The following is a 24,771-nucleotide window of genomic DNA, read 5'->3' as shown; positions in this document are numbered from 1 at the left end:
AGAGCGGTGCTTAACGAAAACTTAAAAATCATGTCAAACCAACAGAGACCATTGCAAGAGCGCGCATTGACAGACCTCCGGACCCTCGCTGAACTTTTCACATGGCGCGTAGCGAAAACGCCGTCCGCAGAAGCTTATCGGCAGTTTAATGAACAAAATGGTCAATGGATCAGTTACACATGGGAAGAAACCCATCAGCGCGTGATGGGCTGCGTGCGGGCGCTGTCGTTGTTGAATCTGGAGCGTGGTGCACGTATCGCCATTTTGTTGCCGAATGGATTGCAGGCGGTGTGTATCGATCAGGCTGCGTTGCAGATGGCGTGCGTGCCGGTTCCTATGCATGCGCTTGATAATCCTGAAAGTATTGCTTACATCATCGGTGACAGTGATGCTTCCGTTCTGATTGCAGCAACGGATCAGCAATGGAAAGACATAGGCAATGCCGGCATTGCGCTGCCTGCTTTACGTCAGGTCGTGGTGCTGGAAAAAAATCTGACAGCGGCTGATTATCCCGCCGGTGTTCCTGTCGTTTCAACCGAAGAATGGTTGTCTGCTGCCGCGAGCGTGAATGCTGCCGGGGGACTGGTTGAGGCTGCTGCGGATGATCTTGCCGCCTTGGTTTATACCTCAGGAACTACCGGCAAACCCAAGGGCGTGATGCTGACACACAATAATGTCATGTCGAATGTGAAAGCCGTGGTTGCACGTGTGGCACCGGTGATCAGCGATGTATTTCTGTCGTTCCTGCCTTTGTCGCATACCTTTGAGCGTACAGCCGGTTATTACCTGCCAGTGGCGGCCGGTGCCTGTGTTGCATTCTCGCATTCGGTCAAACAGTTGCCTGAAGAGTTGGTCACGATTAAGCCGACAATTTTGATTTCTGTACCGAGGATATATGAGCGTGTGTACAGCGTGATTCAAACGAAGCTGGCTCAGTCAAAAGTACAGTCGTTTTTGTTTAATGCGGCGATCGCAGTTGGCTGGCGGCGCTTCACGCGCGCGCAGCATTTATCATCAGACGGCGTGTTGCAACGTATTAGCGATGCTATCGTCTGGCGTGTGCTGGAGCCTGTAGTTGCCAGCAAATTGAAAAATCAGTTTGGTGGTCGCCTGCGCGTTGCTGTCAGTGGCGGGGCTGCACTTTCCACGTCGATCTCGCGTTGCTTCCTCGGCCTCGGAATTCCTATTGTGCAGGGATACGGTATGACAGAAACCGCGCCGGTTGTGGCATTCAACGCACCGGACGACAATAATCCTTCCACCGTCGGGCGAATTCTTGAAGGTGTTGAGGTAAGGGTAGGCGAAAACGCGGAGCTGCAGGTGCGCGGTCCTAACGTCATGCGGGGTTACTGGAAGCGTGAAGAAGATACCGCCAAAGCATTTATTGATGGCTGGCTGCGTACCGGTGATCAGGCAGAAGTCGTCGATGGTCGAGTGCGCATACTCGGCCGCGTCAAAGAGATTATCGTGACATCGACTGGTGAAAAAATTGCGCCTGTCGATCTGGAAATCGCAATTTCCACCGATCCGGCATTTGAGCAGGTGTACGCTTTTGGTGAGAATGCGCCTTTCATCGGTTGCGTCGTTGTACTGAGTCAGTCTTACTGGGCACAGTTAGCGCAAACGCTAGGGGTGGATGCCACGGATCTGAACAATTTAAAATCCCCCGCTGCAACTGACGTGGTGTTGAAGCGTGTGCGTGAGCTGACCAGCAGTTTTCCGTTTTACGCCCAGCCTAAAGGTGTGATTCTGTCGACCGAACCCTGGACGATAGAAAGTACCTTGATCACACCAACGCTGAAGTTGAAACGTCTGAATTTGCAAAAGCACTTTGCAGAAGACATGGCACGTATTTACGCTCCACGAAAAAAATAGACCTGCCATCGTCGGACATCGGTTTCTGCAATGTCTATTCAGAGAATGCAGAGACTGGTGTTCGTTATTCCCGCGCGTTCCGGCGCATGCTTGCGCATTCCGCGATTTTGTTTTTCCCGCCTTTGTATCGTTCCCGATCAACGGTGCAGGGGGGGGCTTTTCTATTTTCGGTGTGATGGCGACCTTATCGTAAGGTAGCGCATCCAGCGATCTGCATATTCCGTGCAGAAAAATTCTGATGACGTACTGATTCATCTGCATACGGCAGCGTGACGCGTTACCGTCTTAGGGTTACACTGGCAAGCTTGTTTCAAATCGCCTCACGTCATGCCAGGTATTTTCACTTTCTCACAATGTCAGCGCACTTACGATGAATGATCTCAAGGTCAAATCTTATCTGCCATGGGTCGTCGCGATTGCTCTATTCATGGAACAGCTCGACGCGACTATTCTGAATACCGCGATTCCTTCTATGGCGGCGAGTTTGCAGGTGACGCCTTTAAGTTTGAAGGCTGCAGTAACCAGTTATATTCTCAGTCTGGCCGTTGGTATTCCTGTCAGCGGCTGGATTGCAGATCGCTTTGGGACACGCCGGGTTTTTGGTTTTGCCGTCGCAATTTTTACCGTCGCTTCGGTTCTGAGTGGTCTGGCAGTCAGTGTTCCTATGCTCGTCGCAACCCGCATTTTGCAGGGCATCGGAGCCGCCATGATGATGCCCGTCGGGCGACTGGCGATTATCCGTACTTTCCCAAAAACAGAATTACTGACTGCGATGAATTTTGTGATCATCCCTGCACTGATAGGCCCGTTATTGGGGCCGACGGTTGGTGGACTGATTGTGCACTGGTTGTCGTGGCGTGTGATTTTCTTTATCAATGTGCCGGTTGGCATCATTGCGCTGTGGCTGGCGTATCGCCACATGCCGGATTACTACGGGAATGAGGAGCGCCCGCTGGACGTGGTTGGATTGGTCTTATTCGGCACCGGAACTGCTTTGCTGTCGTGGCTGCTGGAAATTTTTGGTGAGCACCGCCTTGATATTACGTCGGAGTCAGTTCTGTTTGTAATCTCGCTGATATTACTGGCAGCTTATGGATGGCATTCGCAACATACGCCATATCCGTTGTTACGCTTAAATCTGTTTCAGATACGCACGTTCCGGGTGTCTATTGTCGGTGGTTTTGTCACGCGCTTAGGCATAGGTGGGCTGCCGTTTTTACTGCCTTTGTTGTATCAGTTGGGGCTGGGACTGCCTGCATGGCAGTCCGGATTACTGATGATGCCAGCGGCTGCAGCCGCGATGGGTATGAAGCTGATCGCCCGGCATTTGCTGCGTCAATTTGGCTATCGCAAAATCTTGATTACAAATACGTTCATGATAGGCGTGACGATCTGCTTGTTTGCCCGTGTTTCCTCTTCCACACCGTTGATATTGATTGTGGCGCTGAGTCTGGCGCAGGGATTTTTTAACTCACTCCAGTTTTCCAGTATCAACTCGATGACATATGCCGATATTGAGCCCGTCGATTCCAGCATGGCCAGCACAATAGGCAGTTCTTTGCAGCAGATGGCCTTGAGTTTTGGACTGGCTTGCGGCTCACTGGTCGCTGCATGGTATCTCGGCGCGCTTCCACAGAGCGATCAACTGGCGGTAACCAGTGCGTTACACCACGCCTTCCTCACCTTAGGTGTGGTCACGATGTTGTCGTCGATATTTTTCTGGACCTTAAAAAATGAGGACGGTGAAAACGTCACGAAGGGCGTTGTTGCAGATAAGGAGTCATAGCAGCTTTGCTGCATCAGAGATGGCGCTGTCGGCGTACTCCCAGTAATGCTGCGCGGGTGACTGGCGCTTGCAGTTGATCAAGCCACCATTGCAGCGCACGTCCTTGCATGGCTTTACTGCTTTGACGCCACGCGTAACTTGACTGTACCTGCTGCTGTGCCCGTTCCACTTTTCTGACGACCAGTTTTCCGCTGTCTATGCATGGGTTAGCAAGGCAGGTCGGTAAAAATCCTGCTCCCAGTCCTCGCACCTGCGCCTCCAGTTTGGCGGACATATCGGCAACAGTGAACACATCTTGCCCCGTCAGCAAACCTATCGACATGCTGGTTCCTTGTTTGACAGAGTCGGCAATAGCGACGGCACGATACTGGCGTATCACCTTGTCAGACAAGGGCTCTGTCGCGGTTGCCAACGGGTGATGCGGCGCGACGGCGAAGGCAAAATCGACAGTGCCCAGGTGTTCGCGTTGTAAGCCGGTTTTCGTATTGCTGTCCATCACGACACCGATAGCCAGATCGGCTTGTCCTGATGTCAGCGCCTCCAAGGTGCCGGATAAGGTTTCCGCCCTTAGTTTAAGCCGCGTTGGTGGATTCATCTGAAAGAACTGTTCACACAATTCCATGATCGTTGTGCGATCAATGATGCTGTCAACGGCGACGGTGAATTGTGGCTCCCAGCCGGTAGCAACGCGTTTCACGCGATTGGCGATGGCGTCGATTTCTTCCAGCAGACTGTTTCCCTCGCGTAGTAATTCCATCCCTGCAGCCGTTAATTGTGCCTGACGGGAACTGCGATCAAACAGCAATACATCGAGCGCTTCTTCGATCTGACGCACGCGGTAGGTCAGGGCACTTGGCACCATGTTACTGGCGCGTGCCGCCGCGGCAAAGCTGCCGGTATCAGCGATGACTTGCAACATCGCCAGCGCAGCAGGGGTCAGAACATCACGTGGAGTATTCATAGTGTATTTATTCGTTCAGTTATTCTGAATGATGACATCAAATTTCAACCATGGAAACAGCGTGTTTGTCAGGCGTGATGGGGAGGTGGGATCAGGCTGCTTATTGCTTGATGGGTGATATTGATGAGAGACGGTCGCCAGGATTTTCAAAAAACGCCAACGCGAAAACATCGCCGCAGTGTGATCGCAGCGATTTGCTACTTGTTCGCGCCAGAACAAAACTGAAATGGTAGACTGCGGAGTCAGCTTTATCGGGAACATTCAAGTCGGTCACAATGGAAAATATCACCTCTCTTTTTTCTCAGCATGGGTTGCTGGCACTGTTTTTTGGTGTACTGGTCGAGCAACTCGGTGCTCCTATTCCCGCCCTGCCTTTTCTGTTGTTAGCAGGTGTCGCGGCGGCGGATAACGGTGTGTTTGCGGTTCAGGCGCTGGCAGTGGCGACGCTGGCATCGATGATTGCCGATTCTGTCTGGTTCTATGCCGGGCGCAGGTTTGGTCATCGCGTATTGGCATTGCTGTGCCGGATTTCAATTTCTCCCGATACTTGTGTACGCCAGAGTGAGCTGAGTTTTGCCCGCCGTGGTATCGCAACTCTGGTCGTCGCCAAGTTTGTTCCGGGACTGTCGATTCTCACACCGCCGCTGGCAGGGGCAATGGGCATGCGGGTGTCATCATTTGTGATATTTAATATTGCCGGCACGCTGTTATGGGCAGGCAGTGGTATTGCAGGAGGTTTACTGTTTCACAATCAGGTCGGGCAACTGCTGGCTTACCTGAGTCAGCTTGGCGATACCGCCATGTTGCTGGTTGCTTGTGGGGTTGCTTTATACATTGCCATACGTATCTGGCGGCGCTGGCGCGTGAAACGCTCGGTGGCCAGTTTGCCGCGTGTGGCGCCTGCTCAACTGGCTGATCTGCTTGAGCGCGGTGAAGAACTCGTGATTGTCGATGTCCGTGTTTCTTTAGCCCCGGGCGCGCTGGAGACACATATTCAAGGTGCCAGACACATAGAATTAAGCGGCATAGAAACTGCCCCTGTTGATACATGGCCGGCAAGCGCAAAAATTATTACATATTGCTCGTGTCCGAATGATGCGTCCGCACTCAAAGCAGCGTATTTGCTGAGTCGGCGTGGAATTGCCGCCAGTGTTTTACATGGCGGTATCGACGCCTGGATCGATGCGGGGTATCCGGTAGAGACAATCGGCCACGCGTAATGTCTGATATCTCAGGCTATTGGCATACGTGATTCAGATGAGGCAGGATAATTTTCTACCTGTCATTTAATTTAATAGGAGTTTGATGATGACGATTTCGGTTGATTGGCAAGCCGCCAGTGGCAGCACTGCATGCAATATTGAATTTGAAGGTTTGCAATGGATTTCTGATATCGATAAAAAATCGGGCGGATCAGGGCAACATCCTTCGCCGCATGAGCTGCTTGATTCCGCACTCGGGGCATGTACCGCGCTGACGCTGGAGTTGTATGCGAAGCGCAAAGGATATGCTCTTGCAGGCATACATGTGGAAATTGACCGGGAAGAATCGGGTGGTATTTATCGCCTGATCCGGCGCATACAATTGCTTGGCGAGCTGGATCAGACAACGCGTGAAGATTTACTGCGTATTGCGAATAAGTGCCCGATACATAAAGCGCTGAGTGGGCAGTTTCAGATCGATAGTGAGCTGATCTGAAGCGATTCCTGATATCGCGTAGCAAAGAAAAAAGGCGTCTGGACGACGCCTTTTTTTATATTTGCCGAGATTAACGGCGCCGAGAATTTGTCGCCATACGAGTATCAATACTCCATGCACCCGCGCCCCACGCGGCCAGTGTCAGCAAGCCACCAGCAACGGCAATATTTTTAAAGAACAGCAATTGCGTGACATATTGCTGATCAGCCTGAACCGCCCAGTAAGCGTGAAAAACAAATGATGCGACCAGCGTGAACAGCGCAAGTACCAAGGCAGCAATGCGTGTGCCAGCACCGGCAATCAGTGCTGCGCCACCGCCGATTTCAACGATGAGCGCGGCTGCCGCAGCTAGTGCAGGCATAGGCAGCCCTGCCGAACTGATATAAGCGACGGTGCCCGCAAAACCCGTAAGCTTACCGATCCCCGCAGGTAAAAACAGCGAGGCCAGCAATAAGCGACCAGCGAGTGCCAAAGGTTTTTTTAATGCATCAAACATAGTGACTCCGATTCTTTAGTGAAACAGCTTGTTCAGGCAGTCAGATCAAACACTAATACTTCAGCGTCTTTGCCATTGGTGAGGGTAATCTTGCTTTCATTCTCAATTTTGAAAGCATCACCGCCACTGATGCGCTGACCATTGACTTCCAGTTCTCCGCGTATCAGATGCACATACGCTTTACGTGCAGGATTTAAGATCAGTTCCGCTTTTTCATCGCCATCAAACAAGCCGGAATACAGCGCAGCGTCCGCATTCATCGCAACAGAATCCTGCGCGCCGTCAGGGGACGCAACTAAACACAAAGTGCCACGTTTTTTCGCTGCCGGAATCGTTTTTTGCTCGTAGCCCGGCGCGATTCCTTTTTGTTTTGGCGTAATCCATATCTGCAGAAAATGGGTGGTTTCACCTTCTGCGTGATTGAATTCACTATGTCTGACGCCGGTACCCGCACTCATTCTTTGCACATCTCCTGGCGGAATGCCTTTGATGTTACCCATACTGTCCTGATGCGCGAGTTGCCCGGATAACACATAGCTGATGATTTCCATGTCGCGATGGCCATGAGTGCCAAATCCAGTGCCGGGAGCAATAACGTCTTCATTAATCACCAGCAGATTGCCCCAGCCTGTGTGGTCGGGATCGTAATAATCTGCGAAAGAAAATGAGTGATTACTTTTAAGCCATCCATGATCCGCACGACCACGACTTTGAGATTTTCTGAGTGTAAGCATGATAGGTTTCTCCTTGTTGATGGCAGTGATTATTTCATTTCTCTGCGACCTGATGCCGCGTGCCGTTTGACGACATTATTTAAAAAATTTGAATGACCAATCACTTTGAATTGCATATTGATGACACTCATAGAGTCATAACAACAATGTTATTTCCGCATATGGGAAATTTTGATCTTGCTCAGGATTGAACAAGATCATTGCTGCATCCGGCAGGGCATATCCGTGATGAATCCCAGAATATGAAAAAAGAAAACAGAATACGTATTACATTTTTATCGCTACGTTGTTCCGTCTGTGCCAATTGGCGAAAGATGCGTGTTTCGGCTCAAAGCAGCACAGGCTGATCCGGTAACTCATTGCGGGTGTTATGTTCTGTTGCGTAGTGCCGTATCAGATGCTGTGTCACAGCCTGTATTCCGGCGATCACACCGGCCTCATATTCTGCTCGTTGAAAGTAGCTTTCCATATCACGGCAGATTTTTTCCCATTCGGCGTTACCAGTTTTCGTGTGGATCCCGCGATCCGCAATGATTTCGACACGTTTGTCGGCCAGCAGCAGATAGATCAGAACACCGTTGTTGTGTTCTGTGTCCCATATACGTAATTCGGAAAACAGATTAATCGCGCGTTCTCGGGAGGATTGATCCCGGAATAGCGGCGCGCCATCGAGTGAGGCTTCGACAGCAAAACGTATTTCACCCTGATGCCGGGTCTCGCTGAGCTTAATTGTCTGTTCAATGGCCTGCAGAGATTTTTCAGGGAAATAGCGCCGCAGTTGCCAGCGGCTTATCGATAAATGTTTGATTATGCGTCTCAGATTCATGATTACCACCGTCCGGATGCTCCGCCACCGCCAAAGCTGCCTCCGCCTCCGCTGAAACCGCCACCTCCAAAGCCGCCGCCACCAAAACCACCATGATCTCCGCCGCCACGGTAAGTGCCAACCCTACGTCCTCCGATACTTCCGCTGAACAGAGTGAATATCAGCGCAATGATGCCGGCGATCAAAGCGACCGTGATCGCACCAGCGAGTATCCAGGTTAAGCCTGCAACAACAGCGCCGGTTATCATCGCGCCGGGAAGCCGGCCAAATATCGCACGCAATATTCCGCCAGCGGCCATCGCGAAAATAAACAGAACCGGCAGATATTGTCCAATACCATCGTCATTTGTCGCCTTTCTCTGTCTGACTGCAGGCAGAGGTTCACCATTCACGACCTGGATCATCTGATTGACTCCGGCGGAGATACCGCCAAAGTAGTTATCCTGCTTAAATTGCGGAATGATCGTTTCGCTGATGATGCGTTTGCTGGTCGCGTCATTCAACGCACCTTCGAGCCCATAACCGACTTCTATGCGTAAAGTGCGATCATTCTTGGCAATCACCAGAATTGCGCCATCATCAATTTTCTTGCGACCTAATTTCCATTGTTCAGCGACACGCAGTGAATATTGCTCTATCGTTTCCGGTGCCGTGCTGGCGATAATCAATACTGCAATCTGGCTTCCTTTTTTTTCTTCGAAAGATTGCAAGGTCTGTTCCAGACTGCTTTTTTGTTCTGTGTTGAGCGTTCCCGTCTGATCGGTGACATGCTGACTCAGCGCAGGAACGGCAAGTTCTGCCGAAGCAAAAAATGAGCAGCATAAAGAACCGGCAAGAATCAGCATTCTTGCCGTTTTCAGAATAGTCATTTCTGATTTCCGTTATTCCCTTGCGGCGCACCGAAATCAACTTTCGGCGGCACTGCAAGTGCTTTTTCGTTTTCAACAGTGAAATTAGGTTTTACCTGATATCCAAAAAACATCGCGGTCAGATTGGAAGGGAAAGAACGAACGGTGACGTTATATTCCTGCACGGATTTAATGTAGCGATTTCTGGCGACAGCAATACGATTCTCAGTGCCTTCCAGTTGCGCCTGCAAATCGCGGAAACCGGCGTCAGATTTCAACTGCGGATAATTTTCAGTAACAACCAGTAACTTTGACAGTGCACCTGATAATTCGCCTTGTGCACTCTGAAATTTAGCAAAGGCTTCCGGATTATTGATCAGTTCAGGCGTTGCTTGTAAGCTGCCAACTTTCGCGCGGGCATTGGTGACACCGAGCAGCACATCTTTCTCTTGTTCCGCAAAACCTTTGACCGTGCTCACCAGATTCGGCACCAGATCTGCTCGTCGCTGATACTGGTTTAACACTTCTGACCAGTCTGACTTAATTTGCTCGTCTTCAGTCTGTATCGTATTGTAGCCACAGCCAGATAAACAAAGGATCAGGATGACGGATACGGCTTGCCATAATTTACGCATAGAAGTACTCCATAAATGTTGAATCATCATTCGTTAAGAATAGCGTAAGCGCTTGTTACCTGCATCAAAAAAGATATCGTAACGGAAAGATAGTTTAGTAATTGAACTGCCGTGAGTGCATTACTCTTCAAGCTGCGGACCAACTGCCTCGCCTCGCTGCAACTAACTCACTTTAACGAAACTTAGTTAAGTTTAATTGGAATATCTAGCTGCGCAAGGCTGATTTCAGCCTGCTTCTCACTTATCTGAGTACTAAATAAGCTACCATTTTTCAGTGACATCGCTCGACGAAAGTATTTTCGATCGCCTCATTTTCACTAAAAACAAATACCGAATTGTGACAAGACCAGCGCCGTAGGCAGCTTTTAAAAACCTGTTTTTGTACTACCCTGAGTGATAGAAATGACCCTTGGGAAGATCATGAATATTCACTTCAGTCAGTTAAATAAAGTTGCATTCGCGTAACACTTTGAAACAGAAGATGAAATGAAAAGTTAATACAATTGCTGACCTCATTTATTGTAAGAGGCACACCGTTGTCAAAAGTAAAGATATCCAGAATTAACAAGCGTCTGGCTTGCCGCCTCCCGATTATCTGTCAGGTCGTCGAGCGGTTATATAACCCGGATAGCTCGATTCTTCATTGCTTGGCAATGCCAAATACTGTGTTGTCCAGAACCGTATTTAGTGACGAAAAGGTGGTATTTCAGGATGACCGCACTATCATTTCGACCAATGATTACTTTACCCGGTACATTCGCATCGCCTCAGATGAATTGTGTCCGACCGGAAAAAAAATTTCGCAATTTCAAGGGAATAAAGAATTTTCTGTCGGCGTTCTGGTACTCAAGCTCAATCATGAAAATCGACATGTGATTGATAACATCTATATTGATGACGCATATCGTCGTCAAGGTATCGCCTCGTGGCTGATCGAAAGAGCCTTTTCTGATTTTCCTGATCTGTGTCTGGATGGGCGCTTTACTACCGAAGGCATTTCATTCTTTGGCGCAAAGCATAGAAAAAAATAGGCATACAACCAGCTTTCTGATTTGTCGGTGACAACTATCGGAGATCAGAGTTTTCAAAAAACGTTGGCCGATCGCAGGTTGAGAATATCCGATCTCGAATTCGTCGGTATCTTAGCTTTTATCGACGATTATGCTGCTTTATGGGCGTGTGCGCATCCTACGGTACAAGATGCGATGGACTTGGTATTGTGTACCGGCCAGCGCCCGGCTGATGTGCTGAAATTTAATGTGACAGATATTGCTGATGGAAACCTGAGGCTAACCCAAAATAAAACGGGCAAAAAACTGCACATCGCAATTGAGGGCGAACTTGCGGACGTAATCGACCGGATTCTGGCTAAGCCGCGAGATAAAGTGAACAAGGCGCTATTGCAAAATCCTGACCGCCAGCGTTTGAATTATTTTGCTTTGCGCTTTCGCTTTGATAAAGCAAGGGAAGTAGCGGGCGTGGATTTTCAGTTTAGAGATTGGAGAGCAAAGGCTGCGACTGATACTGAAGATCTGGGGCATGCCCAAAAATTACTTGGACATAAAAACCGTAGCTCGACTGAAATTTATACCCGAGACCGCAAAGGCGATATTGTTTCTCCACTATCTAGAAATCGACAACGCTAAAATTTAGTAATATTTATCTTATATGTCGATTTGCATACTTCTGTTTTGTACAGAGTAATTGGTTGTTCGCGTTCTTCAACCCATTTTACTAACCATTTCAATGGTACTTGCTGTTGCTTGTGCTCCGAAAATTAAACCTGTTAGATTTTGTGGGCGGAACCTAATTACACGTGGACCTTCATCGTAACTTATCAATCGCCACTCGTTCTCATATTTCCATTGATCTGACTTTGTTAGCAGTGCTTTTTCTATTTGCGTTTGATGATCGTCTCTGTATGCGTTGATGACTGGACGCGTTTTTGTATATTTGACCTTAATCGCATGTGCCATGAAGGCGAAATTTCCATCAAATTCAAGACAAATTCCTTGATGTGAGTCGGCATAGTGTGACCACATAAGTATGCTATCTTTTTTTGTAGTAACTGACAGAACACCTAATTCTTTGGTGTGATGGTCTATGATCTGCTGTTGTATCGCTTCCTTAACCAACGGATTTTTCGGGTTGCGGTTAAAGTCTCTACGAAACTGTTTATAGTCCTCCCGTCGAGCTTCTCGATTCAAATGTGGCGTATATTTTTTTTGTAACCGTCTGTAGTTTTTAATTTGCGTAGTTTTAGATGCTTCAAGCGATATGACTGGACGGCAATCAAAAGGATCATTAAATTTTTCGGGGGGCGCGAAATAAATTTCGTGATTACATATTATGTCTTTGACATATTTCTGGGCTTCTTCCCCACCGCCCATTGATTTATATTTATAGAATTTAGGAGGTAGGTTTTTTTCAGAGTCAATCTGATTTGTTGTATTGATTTGATTCATTCGACTTCCTACATTTGCCCATTGAATTGCTATATCGAGAAATAATTATTTCACGATAGGAGTAAGAAGTCGTTAAGAATTGTAGAACTCGATTGAGAATTGTAGAACTGACCGCGCAAAAAAGAAGGGCTTACATTTCTGCAAGCCCTTCTTTTTGTTACGTATTTCTTGGTGGCCCGGGGCGGAATCGAACCACCGACACAAGGATTTTCAATCCTAGATGTAGCACCAGCATTATCCAACTATATCCACCAAAACAACCACTTACAAAAGATCAACCAGCTTTAGGGCTGCATTAAACCGCTATGCGGTTGACAGTAGGTTGACGCAATTGAAGGACGCTCATCTCATTTGTGAACAATAGCTACTTTCTTAGCTGCGATGCTTTTCTTCGCAGTTACACGCTGACGTGGAGCTTTCGCAGTTACGCTCATGTCGCGAATTAATACATCAGCGGGGATATTCATGCCAACGTTTAAGTTTCGAATCATACGCAAAGTTAACGTTCTGGTACGTGCCATAACTTCATAAACACGACTTGTATTACCAATCATAGGAGCCAAATCTTTTGGAGATTTTCCTTGTTGGTCCATTCTGAATTTAATGGCTTCAATTGGATCTGGCGGTGCAATTGGATAATGCTCTTGCTCATAACGTTCAACGAGCATCATTAGAATTTCGAAGCGATCCCCTTCGGACGTGCCTGGAATTGGTTGGTTATCAAAAAATGCAGAAACTTCACTTAACGCGCTTTTGTACTCTGCAGTGGTTCTGATTATTTTAAGTTCCATATCACACCTTCATTTCTATAGTTGCGGCATTAACCTTATCGTATTCTGCGTGTGTGCCAATAAATTTAATATAGACTGAACCATATTGGTACGCGACGGAAGTAATTATTCGATAGGAATTCCCTTTAATATTAAATACAACACGATCATTGCTTACAAAACTAGCGCTAGCGTATTGATTCTTAATATCTTGCGGCGTTTTCCAAGATGCATTTTCCACTTCTGCGTGCCATGCCTTCAATGGTTGCTCTGTATCGGGGTGAATTGTCCAAAAGGCGACAAGCTGATTTTTAGAAAATATTCTCATTGGCTTAAGTTTAGTCCCAATTTGGGACTATTGCAAATTAGTCGCTATATATTGCATTAACTGCTACCAATTCACAAATTATCGTTTCGTGAATCAGGAGAAACCAAGAGGTCTACGGCGGCATTCACCGAGTGGCAGGAATGTGAGTAGTCCTGAGGGCATTTTGTTTTTAGTAGGTCAATTTTTATAATTACTTATCATGTACTCGCGCAAATGCATTTTTAACAGGGGTTAGAAAGCTTGGCAAACAATGAGAATCTAAGACGTTATCTCGATCTAAGTTCAGTACGATATCCTTTTCTTTTTTTAGAATGACTTCATCTGATTTTCTCTCAATGTTCCAGTTCCGCAGCCTGTAATCCCCTCCTTTTTTTATTTCATATATTTGCAATGCTTCCCCAATTATTTCAAGTTGGTGTATGGGAACATCTAGGCTCCGATTGAGACGTCTGTACCAAATTTCAGATATGAAAATTAGTGAGTGAGCCCGTAAGTATACAATTTGTTCAGCCAAACCTCTCCAGAAAATAAATTTATCAACTTGGTCGGCGGGGACGAAACTAGTATGTTGGACAACATGTCCTTCTTTTGAGAACAAGAAAACCATTGATAAATGATTTCCGAATTTATTGAAGACTTTTTCCGCAAAATCCGCATATAGATCAAAGGTCGAAAGATCCTTATTAATAGCACTTAGCCATTCTGGTTTTTCAATTGCCTCGTCTCGTAGCAACCGACGCGATTTCACGGAGTATGAGTCGCGGTCTGAAAATTTGACGTATTTACAGCGAAGGCCATTTACATCTACTTCGCCCAACATGTCAGAACTAGGGACCTCTTTTGAAAGTCTTCCTCCGAGATAAGCCGCTAATTTTTCACAGGCTGTGTATATTCGACTATATACATAAATTAAGGCTTGAAACAACTCATGATCTGGCAGAGTATTAGCCACCCAACGGCGATCGATTTTTACTGCAGACGCGTAAGAAATCGAATTAGGAAGATGTTTTTCTGCAACTCGAATAAGTTTTTTAACCCCAGCACTCAGAAATTCAGCACTACCTAATTCGAGTGAAATATCTTCTTCGGAAAAATACGAATAAATTAGAGAAACAGAGAGTGAGCTATATAGCTCAAGATCACCTTCTTTTTCAATGAAATTACGTGAGTCTTTTGCCCACTTCATTACGCTATCACCGCCCCAATATTTCACAATATTTTCGTCATGCCACTTGTCAAACTCTGGAATGCTTGCCTTGTCTTTAGCGATGAGAAAAGTTACCGTTCGCGAGACTGTCAAAAACTGATTAACGTTTCTACGAAAAAGTTCTGGCTCAAAATATGTTGAAGCACAATTGGTAAGGGCGTAAGCGGCATCCGAAAGTCTGCGTTCCCATTTGTACATGATTGAATTGTAAGTTAAGTTGTATATATTGACGAAATTATAGATTTATAAATTCTAATAATTTCAATTTGAGAATATTTAAATCGAAGTAGCCTCCGGCGGCGTTCGCCACGTGGCAGGGGGGCAGGTAGCCCTGCGGGGCGCTTCGCTCTTCCTGCACCCCTACCGTGAGCGTATGCCGCTACAGTCTTATCAAGGGTTCGCTTCGCCGATTCAAAAACAATTTTCCCCAAAAATTACGGCATTTCCGCAGTTGCCCTGCTTTCGAGAGTATTCGGATCATCAAAAGCAGCAGCCGGAAAATTCTTTTTCCCTCGCCCTTGACAAGTCTTCCGCTAAAAATCTACCTTGAAATGTAGGAAATATTTAGCGCGCTAAATATTTCTGATGCAATGAGGGTAAGTTTCGAATGTAGACTATGCGACTCACTTTTCAGGTTAACCATGCCATGAATCAAAAATTACAAAATGCATATGTAAAAATTAAAAAATCATGGATTGAGTCAAACAGGTCGGAGCGACTATATGCAATAGCGGGAGGACTAATATTAATTTGGGTTATCGGACAATTTTTTAAGCCTGGTGCATTGCTGAATCAGTATCTAATGTTTGTTGCGTATGGAATTTATGGCTTTGCGTTCGCAACTTGGATTTTTTCATATAAAAGCTATTTGAAATCAGAATCTGCAAATATCTTACTCAAAGTATTGCATGCGTTTGTTGCGGTAATGGCAATTGTATTTGGAAGATTCATAGTTTTTACAGCTCTTGAATTTCCTCCACAGTATTTTGAAGTGACTGTTAGTCTAGTCGCTTTGATTTCATACGTACCGCTGTATCTTCTGTTAATTGCTGCGTTTTTATTTGTGTTTTATGTCGTGGCATTGATAGCAGGATCTTTTATTTCATTTATTGAAAGCTTCTTGCAGCAAATATTTATTTTTTTCAGATGGCATGGTGTGAAAAATGCGCCATTTTTTGTTGAAATTCGACAGTTTCGGAAAAAAGCTTTCATGCACGCTATTGGATCTGCTGCTTTGGCATTAATTAGTGCAGGCTTGGCATCTTGGATTTTTTCATCCATCGAATCAACAAGTAATGTCATCCGTCAATTTGCATACTATGCTGACTTTCAACCTGCGGGGAATTATCCTGGTGTTCCATGTAACGCAAGGATTCGAATTCAAGACAATGGCGTTGTCGCGGTAGCTCGCAAAACCCAAGATGGCATACGAATTGAAAAAGCATTTTATGCGGAGGGGAAATTGGGGGCCGGGTGTTCAAACTAATTGAACTGGAGCCCTTGATATAAGTGAGGCAAAACGAAAGTTCGTGTTTTCACACACGCTAAAAACAAGTTACAAGCAAAACTCCTTTGAAAATGAAAACGGGCCGCACAAAGCAGCCCGTAGGATTCGGTAAGCCAGGTGAGACAATCGCTCAACGCTCTGCATAAATGGTCAGCACTCCCAGCTCATTTAGTATCTTACGTTACTCTTTTTTGAGTGGCAACACCCGATAACAGCCTAAAGGCTTTTTCGTAGTATTGGTAAAAATAGGTTCGTGATTTCACACACACTCAAAACATGCAACATGCTTCGGAAACTTGCGCGATCCCATACAAGTCACTGCATTTGAGGTAATAAAATGTCGCAATGATAATAAAAATATCGAAAAAGCCCCGAAAAGTTTTAGCGCGCTAAAACTTTTTCAGCCAAAAACGTTAAAAATGACATTCGTGATTTCACACACGTTTTGATATTTTTATAGTAATTTCTCACGGATTGTTGACACTTGGAGCAACAGCAAAATCTCCGTTCTTGATCCGTTATTGTTTTTCGAATGCAGGAACTGCGGCAGGAACGGCAGGCCAGAATGCGTATCGGTATTTTTATCTTGTGTAAGACCGCCAATGAGCACCAGCTCACCATCGCCAACACTTACGGTTGTTGATAGCTGGCGTTTTGTGAGCGTCGGAGAATTATTAACGCCGGTTTCTGTTTTGGCGAAATCACTGATCTGTTGATCGATGGTCATATCGACCGTGGACTCTCGGACGATTGGAGACAAACTCAGAATGACACCAGAAGATCGATACTCGACGGATTGAACGGGTTGAGAGCCGTTTTGAGAATAGGAAACAGCACCGAGTGTAGGCACGTCCTGACCGACAGTAAAACGTGCTTGTGCGCCGGATTTAACGCGAACCTGTGGCGTTGATATCGCCTTGAATCGGGTATCCCCTGATAGGGCAGAAAATACCGAATCAATACTCGCAGATTTGATCGAAACCGAATTGGCCAGCGTCGATGCACCACCGATAGACAAGCCCAGTTTTCCCCCTAAGACATTGAGTGCAAGACCAAATGCCGAGCCTTCAGAATTGCCGGTAGTCACCTCATAGACCACCGCTTTCACAACAACTTCACCAGTAGCAGTATCGACCTGTGGAAGGATTTTATTTAACTTCGCCAGTTCATCTTGCGTACCTTGAAAAACGAGCGTGTCGCTGTCCTGGTCAATCATTGCTGCGGCAGACCCTTGCGGTGCATCAGTCGGACTGCTTTTAGCACTGACCGGTGCGCGTACTGTACGGTTGACGGTAAAGCTACCGGCAGTAAACAACGGCGTCAGCAATCCAGTCAGATAAGACACCTGCCGATATCTGGGGTGATACACCAGTACATCTAATGCGGGTGCGGTTGTTTGCACTGGCTTTTTTACCGTTACGTAATCGACCCCATGACGTGACTCGATACTGATATCCAGAGAATCCAGAAAATTTTGCCAGAAGGTTTTAAGATCGCCGGTACTGGCATCAAACCGGAATGACACCAGACGTTCATCTTTCAATACAGCAGGATCAATGACGTAAGGCTGCTTCAAGGCTTCCAGATAAACAAGGCTGATGATCTGCGAGACATTGACCGACTGAAAATCAAATTTGATTGCCGCCTCATTTGTAGATGTGCCGATCGACACTGGCCGCAATTTTTGCGGTGAACTGGGCGCGGCATAGACACCAGCCACAAACAGCAACGGGAGCAATCCGAAAAGATGTTTCATTTTGCGGGTGTTCCCGTCGCTTGTGATTGTGTCTGCGTTGCTGGCTGATTATTCGCACCTGACCAGCGTGTAACGCGTTCGCCATCGATGTCACCAATGGCCGTTGCACCTTTGCCTTGAAACATGGACGGGGATTCCAGCCGCAGACGGCCGGTAGGGTTGGCGACAATCACCCAATGTATGTCGGCCATATCCAACTGACCAACGATTTTCCAGCTATCAGAAAAACCGCTTACTGCGCTTTGTGTAGTCTTAGTCGAATTGGATTGGTCGTTCGATTTAGCTGGTTGCGCAGCAGTAGTCGAAGATGTTGCAGTAACTTTATGTTGTTTCGGATCTGGATGAAAAAATTTCCATGCATTTGTTGCCGCGATCGTCATCATTACAATCGTTCCGACTGCAAAAAACCAAAGTCGTTTATTTGCCAAAATGTTTTGTCGGCTATCAATCGCTTTCTCCATACCTTGCCCACCGGTATAGCTTTGATACAAGGGGAAAATCTCAGCGTTGTATTTTTTCTGGCGATCATCAATGCGTGTTTTGGCGTTCAGCTTCCAGCCTTCGTAAATTTCCACCCGATAGCGCTTAGAGAACCCCAAAGATTTATGCTTGTGCATCTTGAATGCAAATTCAATGACGTTTTTAACTGAGCGATGCAAGCCGGTAATGTCTTGCGTCATCAGTACCACGTCGCAGGCGACTGCTGTATCCGGATGGATATAGTGTCGGTGCATGCGAAAGAACTGCATGTGTTCGTGACTCAGCTTGCCGCTATCTGTTCCCCAAAAACGCCACGCTTCATCAATTGCGACTAAATCACCACCTTTAACGATGGAGTCCAATTCTGGTTTTTCTTCATCGGGAAAAAACTGTGGCTGCATGATGCGATCATTTTCTATATGAATGATCTCGCCTAATTTTTTTGGATCAGCGTCGCGCTTGTTGACCAGGTATTCATGAATCCGGTCTTCATTGATGCCTGCCACATTGGTGACAACACGACGGCCTTCCTCAACCGCATCCAGAATGACGGATGAAACGACCTCGTAACTTTTGCCTGAACCTTGCAGGCCAACGTATGCATTGATCGCCATTGCGTTATCCGATCACTGGAATGCGACGAATAATGAAGCGTGTCACATAAGCAGAGAGCACCATGCTGATGCCCATAGAAAAACTCATCAGATCAAGAAAATACCAAACAGAACTGGGGATGCTGGTGAGCGCATTACTCAACGCAGATGCCTTACTTGATCCCGAAAAAAATCCGTACGAAGTCAGTACAGGAACAAACTCTCTGACCACGAAATAAATCCCAAAAAACACAACGAACTTGACAACGACAGAGCGGAGTACAAAAGCGAGAACACTCTGCAACGCCGATAAAAGAATTCCAAACAATGCAGCAGGCATAACGACCTCACGCAGACAATAAAATAAACATACTGACCAGCATCCAGACCACGATCATGATGGAACCAATCGCCAGCCGGTGTTGTTCAGCGAGTGTGCAATGTGAATCCATCGTGATCGTTTTGCCGAATACGTCGAATTGTGGTTTCGGGCATTCACTCTTATGCTGCGGCGCTTGATAATTCTTCAGCTCCGGGAACAGAGTAAATAGCGGATAAAGAATTTCCAGAGCGCCCGGCGTAGTTTCCAGCGTGGGCGCTGCGATGTTGGGATTGGGACCAAGATCTACACGCGGCACATTCACGATATTGACGTTATAAATAGCGTTCGGATCTGGTGTCGGGTTGGTTGTCGGATTCGGGTTAGGATTTGTCGTTGTGCTCGTTACCGAAATAGGAACGGTTGACGTATTCGGTAAGCTTGCGGGCGCGAGTAAATCATTGAGTGATGGCATGCTGGTTGGATTTTCTGCCTGCCACGTCGCAACATCTGTTGCCGTCACCGGCTGAGTGGCACTATAAGGTAGTCCTTGATAGCCCGGCTGTGCTGCTGCGTTCTTCCAAGCGGAATCTACTACTTGCGCAATAGTTGCATTGGATAATGGCTGTGACTTAATCGCTGGCGATATATTTGCAAGTGCGTCGTCCAAATTGGCATACAACTGAGGACCAAGATTAGGCGACAGTATGATCGACGATGTTATAGAGTCAAAAACAAAAGTTGTAGGTGACTTAGGTGTTGCATCTGGGGGATTTTGAAACGTCAGTTGGAGGCTACCTACTAAGCGTTTTCCGGATTGCGAGAACTCCCAATCAGGTCCTGACGTCCAACTTGCTGTAGATAAATTTGTAGCACCTTGCCATCCACCATTAAACGGAACACCAGGCGGGTGTCCCCACGGCGTCCATTTTGCTTTAAAACTTTCTATCGACCAGTAGACGATTACTACTGTTCCTGAGCCGGGAAACGTAAATTTCCACTGAATAGGAATATCTTGAGACGGTAACGGTGGAAAAGCATAGCAATCATCAGATGGATAGCAACTGGAATCCCGATAAACTTCCTGCCCTTCATTAACAAAACGTGCAAAATTCATTGGTACAGATGATGCCGATGTATAGGCTGGTGGCGACGCTACGGGACTATTTAATATTTGCAATCTATTTCCATTGCCAGTATTTGTAATCGACATACTGGATGTTCCAGCAACAATTGCGGCACCGACCGCTAATACGCCAAGTCCGCCAGCGACAGTGATCCATACCGGAGCGCCTGCAATGGCCAGACCAACACCGGCAACGGTTGATGCGGTGTTTACCGCGGTTAACGACGAACTGACGCCCAATAGTGTCGTGGCAATCCTTGGATCATTGGCAGCAAAACCACGTGCAACAGCGACTCTTGTCAGTACGCCTGCAACTGCCCGATTCATGACAAAATTTGCAGCCGGTGCTACGGGGAGCGCTTGAGAGGAGGCTTGCTGCTGGAAAAGAATGGAGGTAATGAGAAATAGAAAAAGGCACTTTTTGACCATCAACACGATGAAGAGCTTTTTCATGCAAATACTCCCTGAAACCAGTTGTAGGCTTCTACAAGCGCAAGGGGTATTCCGATCAGCACAGAGAAAAATAAAATAACGAAGGCAATGTCTTTCCAGTACGCATAGATAAGTGCAAATGGTGTCAGCGCAGCATATACAAATGGTTCCCACCATTTTTTGCAGCCTTCCATTGCAATTACGAAAACGAGAAAACAATAAGCTGATAACAGCAATATCGGTAAGGCTGAAATTAAAAAATTGGTCATGGCGCATTGTCCTGTTATTGATTATTGATGCCGTTCACCGCCGCCCAGCCACATGCAATGCCCCAAGCGAAAATAATTAAGTACCAAAGCTCATTGATCGTCATGTTTTTTCCAAATAATTCTCGCGAGGGATAAAAATAAAAAAGGGGCGGCCACCCCCTTTTCTTTGATCACGCTTATTTACCTTTGATCATGCCTACTACGGTTTTTGCACCTTTGATCGCGATGTAAACACCCATCAGCGTGGCGGAAATCGCCATGATTGCCGTAATCACAGTGCTGAAATCAACGGCAGAAGTCAGTGTCGAAAAATCAGGACCTGTACCTGCTGCCATTGCAGAGCCAGAAACAGCAATTGCGCCAACCAAAGCCAAACCGCGTTGAATGTTTTTGTTCATGTTGAAACTCCATATTTAAAATACTGGGGAAGCGCCCAGTCGCACCATCAACCCCGGCGTACCATGCCGAGAACTTGACCGATCCCGTGTGATACAAAATAGAGGCCAACAACCATGCTGAATGCCAACGACCACAGGCCGGACGCATAGGCGTAGTCGAAATCTCCTAAAGCTGCATCGATATTATTTTGCTGGCTGGGATCAAGCAGATAGGCTTGCACTTTGGTCGGTACATAAAACTGAGTCCCAACCTTTGGGCAGACTGCTTGCTGCGCTGTGCTTGCCGTTGTGGAAGGTGTGCAAACCACTACTGATTGTGTTGATCCCTTAGCCATAAATTCCGTTAATTAATTGCGTTGGAATACTCAAAGAAGGAAGAGACATTGAAGCCTTCTGTGCAATGAAAATTTGCTGTTTCAACAGCCGACTCTTCATCATCAAAACGGCCAGCTTCATGCAGCCACTGTGTATATCCAACGTCGCCAAACTGAGGACAAAGAAACAGCGCGCTCTCTCTGTCCTGAACAATGAAAACGCGCCGCATGATTAGGCCGCTTTCGGTTGTTTCACCATATCAACCGGCTTAAGCTCAGACAGTTGCATTTTTTGATTCTTACCGCTGACAACAACCTCGACTGTCGCCGTCGCCATGAACGGAAATGGCAGGTGTTTGTACTTGTTGAACTCGTCAGATAGACCGAGGTTGTATTCAGCCACGGAGCAACCTTTTGCATTGCCTTTGGAATCGTCTAACGGTGTTTCGACGTACACTTTTGTGCTGTCGAATTCCATACCGTTATCCATCTTGCCTTTGCTGGATTTCATACCGAGGACTTTGAGTTCTGTTTGAAATTTCATGACTGCTCCTATTGAGTTGATAATTGGCTATGCAACGAACTGTCATCATCGGGATAGCCGTAATCCGATGCAGTTAAAGCGAGGGGGTCGAAAACTTCTGGTTCTCGCTGCTTATGAATTGGAGTCTGGGAAAACTTGTAGTTAGGCATACGTAATCTGGCAGGCCAGTCTTCCTGATCGGACTCGACTAAATCGAGGAATTCTTTATCGCCATAAAACTGACGGGCGATGCGGATGAATTTTCCGTAGCTGAGCTTCGTGTATTTGGTGAAATGCTCCATGCCAGCTTCTGCCGTCTTTTTGACGGTCTCAGTACGTTTGCCGGTTTTATTCGGGCTGTAATGTTGCAATATTGGATATGCAGCAACAAAATAACTGGAAGGATCAATGAGGATATGAAGCGGAATCACTTTGTCGTGATTGCTAAATTGCACTTCTGCGCGTGTCCAGGGGCTATTGGGGGAGCCCAGCTGTTTCCCTTTTTGGTAACCTCGAAATAACTGGCTTCCGTGCTTCGTTCCTGCGTAGAACGTAAGTCCTTTTCCGTTCGGGTCGTTACTTTTCCATGGTCCAAAATTATTTGGCTCAGGCCGATTTCCAAACCTGTCAAACCCACCTATTTCCCATACACGATCGAAGTCATGGACTGAAAATAGAGTGCCGTCAAAATCGTCATGTGCTAAATCAACGCGAGTAATTCGTGGTGAAACACAGTCAGAGGAAGTCAAAAAATTATATAGACGTAATTCCCAGCCAGGCTTAGCAGCCAAACAGCCTTGACCGTTCAATGAAATCAAGGCCATATCACGTTGCTTTTCGCCACCAATTGCAAAGTGACCATAATTGTCCCCAAGCTCCCAAGAATGCAAAAAGAAATCTCGACCTTTGTCGTATTTATTGACGAGTCCAAAACCAAAAATTTCTTCTACGCACTTAGAGAACTCTCGCGCTATTTCGTCGTATGTAAGGAGCGTGCGGACAGTTTTGTTAAAAATCGTATTTTCATGCACAGTAAATCTTAAAGTGTCAATTGTGCAACATTCGCTATACGCAGGAATCCTGACCATCTGCATTACGACTTTGCCATCGCGCATACAGAGTTGAATCGGTGTATTTATCGGTGCTTGAAATTGATCGATCAGATCTTGATTTGGCTTGACTAAACTGTCTTTGTATTTTTTTTGAGCAGCAAGTAACGCTGTGAGCTGGTTCGCGTCAGATTGATTACGTTCCCCCGTGTTTACTGTGGGGGGGGTATCTGAGACTTTTGCGCGCCCTTGACCTGGCGCTTCGCGGCGGCGCTTCTGTCCGTCCTCGCGGCTGCCGCCGCTGCGGGCGGGCAGTTGCTTGCCGCGAATGTGCATAGCGTCATGCGCCAGGGTTTTGACCTTACTCATAATGAAAACTCCCTTGCAAGGCATTGCTTATGGAGTAAGGCAACATTTATTAATGAGTATTTTCCGATGCGATAAAGTGGCAAATATCCTCGATCCGCCCATGCAATTACAACGCCAACCGGAATGCCTATCATGTCCGCGAATTTTTCACGGCTCATCAACGTGGCACTCATTGGAGGTGCCATGCTCGTAAACTGGTCAAATTTTGGAATGTCGCCCATAATTGGATCTCTCAACGCTCTACAACTTTAATTAATACTATTAATCGCTCTAATTAACACGAACAGTAGTTTTAATTATGGCGCTTGTCAAGAGGAATTTATGGAAACAATTACTGATCGAGTAAAAAACTTAATTTCACACAAAACAACTGCGGCAAAGAGATTTAAAGAGCTAGAAGATCTAACGAAGATACCAAGCGGAACATGGCGAACTTGGTGGAATAAGGAAAGCAGGCCAAGCGGCGAAATGATTGAGGCTATTGGTCAAATTTGGCCCGAATACGCGTTTTGGTTAATTACCGGAATTCAAGACAGCGAGTATGGCCATTTACGACCCACGGATACCGACGACATGGAACTAGTTGATTTAACTAAATTCACATCTAGGGAAGATGCAGTCAAACAATTAAATTTGCTCAAGTTGTTAAAGGACGCAACAAGAAAAGTATTTACAACGCAACTAAAAATGCGTGAGCTGTCGTATCAGTACAAACACGACCATCTGATCGATTCCGAAACTTACCAATGGAAAATGCACGACCTTTACTTGAGCATCGAAATGGCTCTAGCGATTCGTAACCAACATCAGATCAGCTACGCAAAAATGAAAGATGCAATTGAACAAAAATTGACAAAATCCACTGATGAATATCACAAATTTTTAATGTGGAATTTGCGCAGAGCAAAAGATATTGCGCTTTCTACAGAGGAGAAGGAATTGCAAAAAACTAGAGAAGAATTTAAAGCTATAAAATATTCACCTTCAGATGACATACCGATTTGAGG

28 protein-coding genes are annotated in these 24,771 nt (G+C 46.4%); 8 read left to right on the top strand and 20 right to left on the bottom strand.

Going from position 1 to position 24,771, the window contains the following annotated elements; translation table 11 throughout:
• Nucleotides 1–30: 30 nt before the first annotated feature.
• Both Undi14_RS08055 and Undi14_RS08050 read left to right on the top strand, forming a co-directional pair.
• Entirely contained in the window at nt 31–1,875 is a 1,845-nt protein-coding gene (locus Undi14_RS08055; RefSeq protein ID WP_200179357.1) for a long-chain fatty acid--CoA ligase, read from the top strand.
• A gap of 370 nt (nt 1,876–2,245) precedes the next feature.
• Entirely contained in the window at nt 2,246–3,661 is a 1,416-nt protein-coding gene (locus Undi14_RS08050) for an MFS transporter (RefSeq protein WP_200179354.1), read from the top strand.
• A gap of 13 nt (nt 3,662–3,674) precedes the next feature.
• Here Undi14_RS08050 and Undi14_RS08045 read toward each other — a convergent pair whose 3' ends face one another.
• Nucleotides 3,675–4,622, bottom strand: coding sequence for a LysR family transcriptional regulator (locus tag Undi14_RS08045; RefSeq protein WP_200179352.1), 948 nt, complete (start codon nt 4,620–4,622; stop codon nt 3,675–3,677).
• 275 nt (nt 4,623–4,897) lie between these two features.
• On the opposite strand from Undi14_RS08045, the gene Undi14_RS08040 reads away from it, so the two are divergent.
• Nucleotides 4,898–5,842, top strand: coding sequence for a VTT domain-containing protein (locus Undi14_RS08040; protein ID WP_200179350.1), 945 nt, complete (start codon nt 4,898–4,900; stop codon nt 5,840–5,842).
• Between the two features lie 85 nt (nt 5,843–5,927).
• The gene (locus Undi14_RS08035) at nt 5,928–6,320 is read left to right on the top strand and encodes an OsmC family protein (protein ID WP_234030494.1); all 393 of its coding nucleotides are present in this window, start codon (nt 5,928–5,930) and stop codon (nt 6,318–6,320) included.
• A 70-nt stretch (nt 6,321–6,390) separates the two neighbouring features.
• Here the strand turns inward: Undi14_RS08035 and Undi14_RS08030 are convergent, their stop codons facing one another.
• The 5 genes from Undi14_RS08030 to Undi14_RS08010 all read right to left on the bottom strand — a co-directional run bounded on the left by Undi14_RS08030 (nt 6,391) and on the right by Undi14_RS08010 (nt 9,859).
• Nucleotides 6,391–6,816: a DoxX family protein gene (locus Undi14_RS08030; protein WP_200179348.1), complete on the bottom strand. Its 426-nt coding sequence runs from the start codon at nt 6,814–6,816 to the stop codon at nt 6,391–6,393.
• A gap of 32 nt (nt 6,817–6,848) precedes the next feature.
• The gene (locus Undi14_RS08025; protein ID WP_200179346.1) at nt 6,849–7,550 is read right to left on the bottom strand and encodes a pirin family protein; all 702 of its coding nucleotides are present in this window, start codon (nt 7,548–7,550) and stop codon (nt 6,849–6,851) included.
• Between the two features lie 328 nt (nt 7,551–7,878).
• Nucleotides 7,879–8,376 (bottom strand): TPM domain-containing protein, encoded by a 498-nt coding sequence (locus Undi14_RS08020; protein ID WP_200179344.1) that lies wholly within the window; start codon nt 8,374–8,376, stop codon nt 7,879–7,881.
• Between the two features lie 2 nt (nt 8,377–8,378).
• The gene (locus tag Undi14_RS08015) at nt 8,379–9,245 is read right to left on the bottom strand and encodes a YgcG family protein (protein ID WP_200179337.1); all 867 of its coding nucleotides are present in this window, start codon (nt 9,243–9,245) and stop codon (nt 8,379–8,381) included.
• Entirely contained in the window at nt 9,242–9,859 is a 618-nt protein-coding gene (locus Undi14_RS08010; RefSeq protein ID WP_200179335.1) for a LemA family protein, read from the bottom strand. Before Undi14_RS08010 ends, Undi14_RS08015 begins: the two co-directional genes overlap by 4 nt.
• 653 nt (nt 9,860–10,512) lie before the next feature.
• On the opposite strand from Undi14_RS08010, the gene Undi14_RS08005 reads away from it, so the two are divergent.
• Nucleotides 10,513–10,890: a GNAT family N-acetyltransferase gene (locus tag Undi14_RS08005; RefSeq protein ID WP_200179333.1), complete on the top strand. Its 378-nt coding sequence runs from the start codon at nt 10,513–10,515 to the stop codon at nt 10,888–10,890.
• Nucleotides 10,891–10,917: 27 nt separating this feature from the next.
• A complete protein-coding gene (locus tag Undi14_RS08000) occupies nt 10,918–11,505 on the top strand; it encodes a tyrosine-type recombinase/integrase (protein WP_370589917.1) in 588 nt (195 codons plus the stop codon).
• Nucleotides 11,506–11,580: 75 nt separating this feature from the next.
• Here the strand turns inward: Undi14_RS08000 and Undi14_RS07995 are convergent, their stop codons facing one another.
• From Undi14_RS07995 to Undi14_RS07980, 4 genes are all read right to left on the bottom strand, one after another.
• On the bottom strand, nt 11,581–12,324 hold the full coding sequence (locus Undi14_RS07995; RefSeq protein WP_200179331.1) for a DUF2971 domain-containing protein: 744 nt from the start codon (nt 12,322–12,324) through the stop codon (nt 11,581–11,583).
• Nucleotides 12,325–12,671: 347 nt separating this feature from the next.
• Nucleotides 12,672–13,115 (bottom strand): type II toxin-antitoxin system HigA family antitoxin, encoded by a 444-nt coding sequence (locus Undi14_RS07990; protein WP_234030493.1) that lies wholly within the window; start codon nt 13,113–13,115, stop codon nt 12,672–12,674.
• A 1-nt stretch (nt 13,116) separates the two neighbouring features.
• Entirely contained in the window at nt 13,117–13,422 is a 306-nt protein-coding gene (locus Undi14_RS07985; protein ID WP_200179329.1) for a type II toxin-antitoxin system HigB family toxin, read from the bottom strand.
• Nucleotides 13,423–13,612: 190 nt separating this feature from the next.
• The gene (locus tag Undi14_RS07980) at nt 13,613–14,827 is read right to left on the bottom strand and encodes a hypothetical protein (RefSeq protein WP_200179328.1); all 1,215 of its coding nucleotides are present in this window, start codon (nt 14,825–14,827) and stop codon (nt 13,613–13,615) included.
• A 448-nt stretch (nt 14,828–15,275) separates the two neighbouring features.
• On the opposite strand from Undi14_RS07980, the gene Undi14_RS07975 reads away from it, so the two are divergent.
• Complete coding sequence (locus Undi14_RS07975) at nt 15,276–16,115, top strand: hypothetical protein (protein ID WP_200179326.1); 840 nt, start codon at nt 15,276–15,278, stop codon at nt 16,113–16,115.
• 475 nt (nt 16,116–16,590) lie between these two features.
• Here the strand turns inward: Undi14_RS07975 and Undi14_RS07970 are convergent, their stop codons facing one another.
• From Undi14_RS07970 to Undi14_RS07925, 10 genes are all read right to left on the bottom strand, one after another.
• Nucleotides 16,591–17,892 (bottom strand): type II secretion system protein GspD, encoded by a 1,302-nt coding sequence (locus Undi14_RS07970; protein ID WP_200179324.1) that lies wholly within the window; start codon nt 17,890–17,892, stop codon nt 16,591–16,593.
• Nucleotides 17,889–18,986 (bottom strand): zonular occludens toxin domain-containing protein, encoded by a 1,098-nt coding sequence (locus Undi14_RS07965; RefSeq protein WP_200179323.1) that lies wholly within the window; start codon nt 18,984–18,986, stop codon nt 17,889–17,891. Before Undi14_RS07965 ends, Undi14_RS07970 begins: the two co-directional genes overlap by 4 nt.
• A gap of 4 nt (nt 18,987–18,990) precedes the next feature.
• Nucleotides 18,991–19,305, bottom strand: a complete 315-nt coding sequence (locus Undi14_RS07960; RefSeq protein ID WP_370589916.1) for a DUF2523 family protein — start codon at nt 19,303–19,305, stop codon at nt 18,991–18,993.
• 7 nt (nt 19,306–19,312) lie between these two features.
• Nucleotides 19,313–20,863, bottom strand: coding sequence for a hypothetical protein (locus Undi14_RS07955; RefSeq protein ID WP_200179322.1), 1,551 nt, complete (start codon nt 20,861–20,863; stop codon nt 19,313–19,315).
• Nucleotides 20,860–21,111, bottom strand: coding sequence for a hypothetical protein (locus Undi14_RS07950; RefSeq protein ID WP_200179321.1), 252 nt, complete (start codon nt 21,109–21,111; stop codon nt 20,860–20,862). Before Undi14_RS07950 ends, Undi14_RS07955 begins: the two co-directional genes overlap by 4 nt.
• Before the next feature lie 176 nt (nt 21,112–21,287).
• Entirely contained in the window at nt 21,288–21,509 is a 222-nt protein-coding gene (locus Undi14_RS07945; RefSeq protein ID WP_200179320.1) for a hypothetical protein, read from the bottom strand.
• Between the two features lie 47 nt (nt 21,510–21,556).
• Nucleotides 21,557–21,844 (bottom strand): hypothetical protein, encoded by a 288-nt coding sequence (locus tag Undi14_RS07940; protein ID WP_200179986.1) that lies wholly within the window; start codon nt 21,842–21,844, stop codon nt 21,557–21,559.
• Between the two features lie 211 nt (nt 21,845–22,055).
• Nucleotides 22,056–22,367 carry a hypothetical protein gene (locus Undi14_RS07935; protein WP_200179319.1) on the bottom strand — a complete coding sequence of 104 codons (312 nt, stop codon included), beginning with the start codon at nt 22,365–22,367 and terminating at the stop codon, nt 22,056–22,058.
• 8 nt (nt 22,368–22,375) lie between these two features.
• Nucleotides 22,376–23,764, bottom strand: a complete 1,389-nt coding sequence (locus Undi14_RS07930; protein ID WP_200179317.1) for a replication initiation factor domain-containing protein — start codon at nt 23,762–23,764, stop codon at nt 22,376–22,378.
• The gene (locus Undi14_RS07925) at nt 23,761–23,985 is read right to left on the bottom strand and encodes a hypothetical protein (protein WP_234030492.1); all 225 of its coding nucleotides are present in this window, start codon (nt 23,983–23,985) and stop codon (nt 23,761–23,763) included. The genes Undi14_RS07930 and Undi14_RS07925 overlap by 4 nt, the downstream gene beginning before the upstream one ends.
• Nucleotides 23,986–24,085: 100 nt before the next feature.
• On the opposite strand from Undi14_RS07925, the gene Undi14_RS07920 reads away from it, so the two are divergent.
• Nucleotides 24,086–24,769 carry a hypothetical protein gene (locus Undi14_RS07920; protein ID WP_200179315.1) on the top strand — a complete coding sequence of 228 codons (684 nt, stop codon included), beginning with the start codon at nt 24,086–24,088 and terminating at the stop codon, nt 24,767–24,769.
• The last annotated feature ends 2 nt before the right edge of the window (nt 24,770–24,771 follow it).

It is taken from the genome of Undibacterium sp. 14-3-2, from assembly GCF_016595265.1.
In the GTDB taxonomy this organism is placed as follows: domain Bacteria; phylum Pseudomonadota; class Gammaproteobacteria; order Burkholderiales; family Burkholderiaceae_D; genus Undibacterium; species Undibacterium aquatile.
This window is presented reverse-complemented; position numbering and strand designations above follow the sequence as displayed.

Coding starts and splice junctions, on each gene's coding strand:
- Undi14_RS08020 (WP_200179344.1), bottom strand. CDS start 8,376: ATGAATCTGAGACGCATAATCAAACATTTATCGATAAGCCGCTGGCAA.
- Undi14_RS07975 (WP_200179326.1), top strand. CDS start 15,276: ATGAATCAAAAATTACAAAATGCATATGTAAAAATTAAAAAATCATGG.
- Undi14_RS07980 (WP_200179328.1), bottom strand. CDS start 14,827: ATGTACAAATGGGAACGCAGACTTTCGGATGCCGCTTACGCCCTTACC.
- Undi14_RS08025 (WP_200179346.1), bottom strand. CDS start 7,550: ATGCTTACACTCAGAAAATCTCAAAGTCGTGGTCGTGCGGATCATGGA.
- Undi14_RS08030 (WP_200179348.1), bottom strand. CDS start 6,816: ATGTTTGATGCATTAAAAAAACCTTTGGCACTCGCTGGTCGCTTATTG.
- Undi14_RS07925 (WP_234030492.1), bottom strand. CDS start 23,985: ATGGGCGACATTCCAAAATTTGACCAGTTTACGAGCATGGCACCTCCA.
- Undi14_RS07965 (WP_200179323.1), bottom strand. CDS start 18,986: ATGGCGATCAATGCATACGTTGGCCTGCAAGGTTCAGGCAAAAGTTAC.
- Undi14_RS07960 (WP_370589916.1), bottom strand. CDS start 19,305: ATGCCTGCTGCATTGTTTGGAATTCTTTTATCGGCGTTGCAGAGTGTT.
- Undi14_RS07955 (WP_200179322.1), bottom strand. CDS start 20,863: ATGAAAAAGCTCTTCATCGTGTTGATGGTCAAAAAGTGCCTTTTTCTA.
- Undi14_RS07995 (WP_200179331.1), bottom strand. CDS start 12,324: ATGAATCAAATCAATACAACAAATCAGATTGACTCTGAAAAAAACCTA.
- Undi14_RS08055 (WP_200179357.1), top strand. CDS start 31: ATGTCAAACCAACAGAGACCATTGCAAGAGCGCGCATTGACAGACCTC.
- Undi14_RS07945 (WP_200179320.1), bottom strand. CDS start 21,509: ATGAACAAAAACATTCAACGCGGTTTGGCTTTGGTTGGCGCAATTGCT.
- Undi14_RS08005 (WP_200179333.1), top strand. CDS start 10,513: ATGCCAAATACTGTGTTGTCCAGAACCGTATTTAGTGACGAAAAGGTG.
- Undi14_RS08040 (WP_200179350.1), top strand. CDS start 4,898: ATGGAAAATATCACCTCTCTTTTTTCTCAGCATGGGTTGCTGGCACTG.
- Undi14_RS07940 (WP_200179986.1), bottom strand. CDS start 21,844: ATGGCTAAGGGATCAACACAATCAGTAGTGGTTTGCACACCTTCCACA.
- Undi14_RS08015 (WP_200179337.1), bottom strand. CDS start 9,245: ATGACTATTCTGAAAACGGCAAGAATGCTGATTCTTGCCGGTTCTTTA.
- Undi14_RS07985 (WP_200179329.1), bottom strand. CDS start 13,422: ATGAGAATATTTTCTAAAAATCAGCTTGTCGCCTTTTGGACAATTCAC.
- Undi14_RS07920 (WP_200179315.1), top strand. CDS start 24,086: ATGGAAACAATTACTGATCGAGTAAAAAACTTAATTTCACACAAAACA.
- Undi14_RS07935 (WP_200179319.1), bottom strand. CDS start 22,367: ATGAAATTTCAAACAGAACTCAAAGTCCTCGGTATGAAATCCAGCAAA.
- Undi14_RS07930 (WP_200179317.1), bottom strand. CDS start 23,764: ATGAGTAAGGTCAAAACCCTGGCGCATGACGCTATGCACATTCGCGGC.
- Undi14_RS08010 (WP_200179335.1), bottom strand. CDS start 9,859: ATGCGTAAATTATGGCAAGCCGTATCCGTCATCCTGATCCTTTGTTTA.
- Undi14_RS08035 (WP_234030494.1), top strand. CDS start 5,928: ATGATGACGATTTCGGTTGATTGGCAAGCCGCCAGTGGCAGCACTGCA.
- Undi14_RS08045 (WP_200179352.1), bottom strand. CDS start 4,622: ATGAATACTCCACGTGATGTTCTGACCCCTGCTGCGCTGGCGATGTTG.
- Undi14_RS07950 (WP_200179321.1), bottom strand. CDS start 21,111: ATGACCAATTTTTTAATTTCAGCCTTACCGATATTGCTGTTATCAGCT.
- Undi14_RS08050 (WP_200179354.1), top strand. CDS start 2,246: ATGAATGATCTCAAGGTCAAATCTTATCTGCCATGGGTCGTCGCGATT.
- Undi14_RS07970 (WP_200179324.1), bottom strand. CDS start 17,892: ATGAAACATCTTTTCGGATTGCTCCCGTTGCTGTTTGTGGCTGGTGTC.
- Undi14_RS07990 (WP_234030493.1), bottom strand. CDS start 13,115: ATGGAACTTAAAATAATCAGAACCACTGCAGAGTACAAAAGCGCGTTA.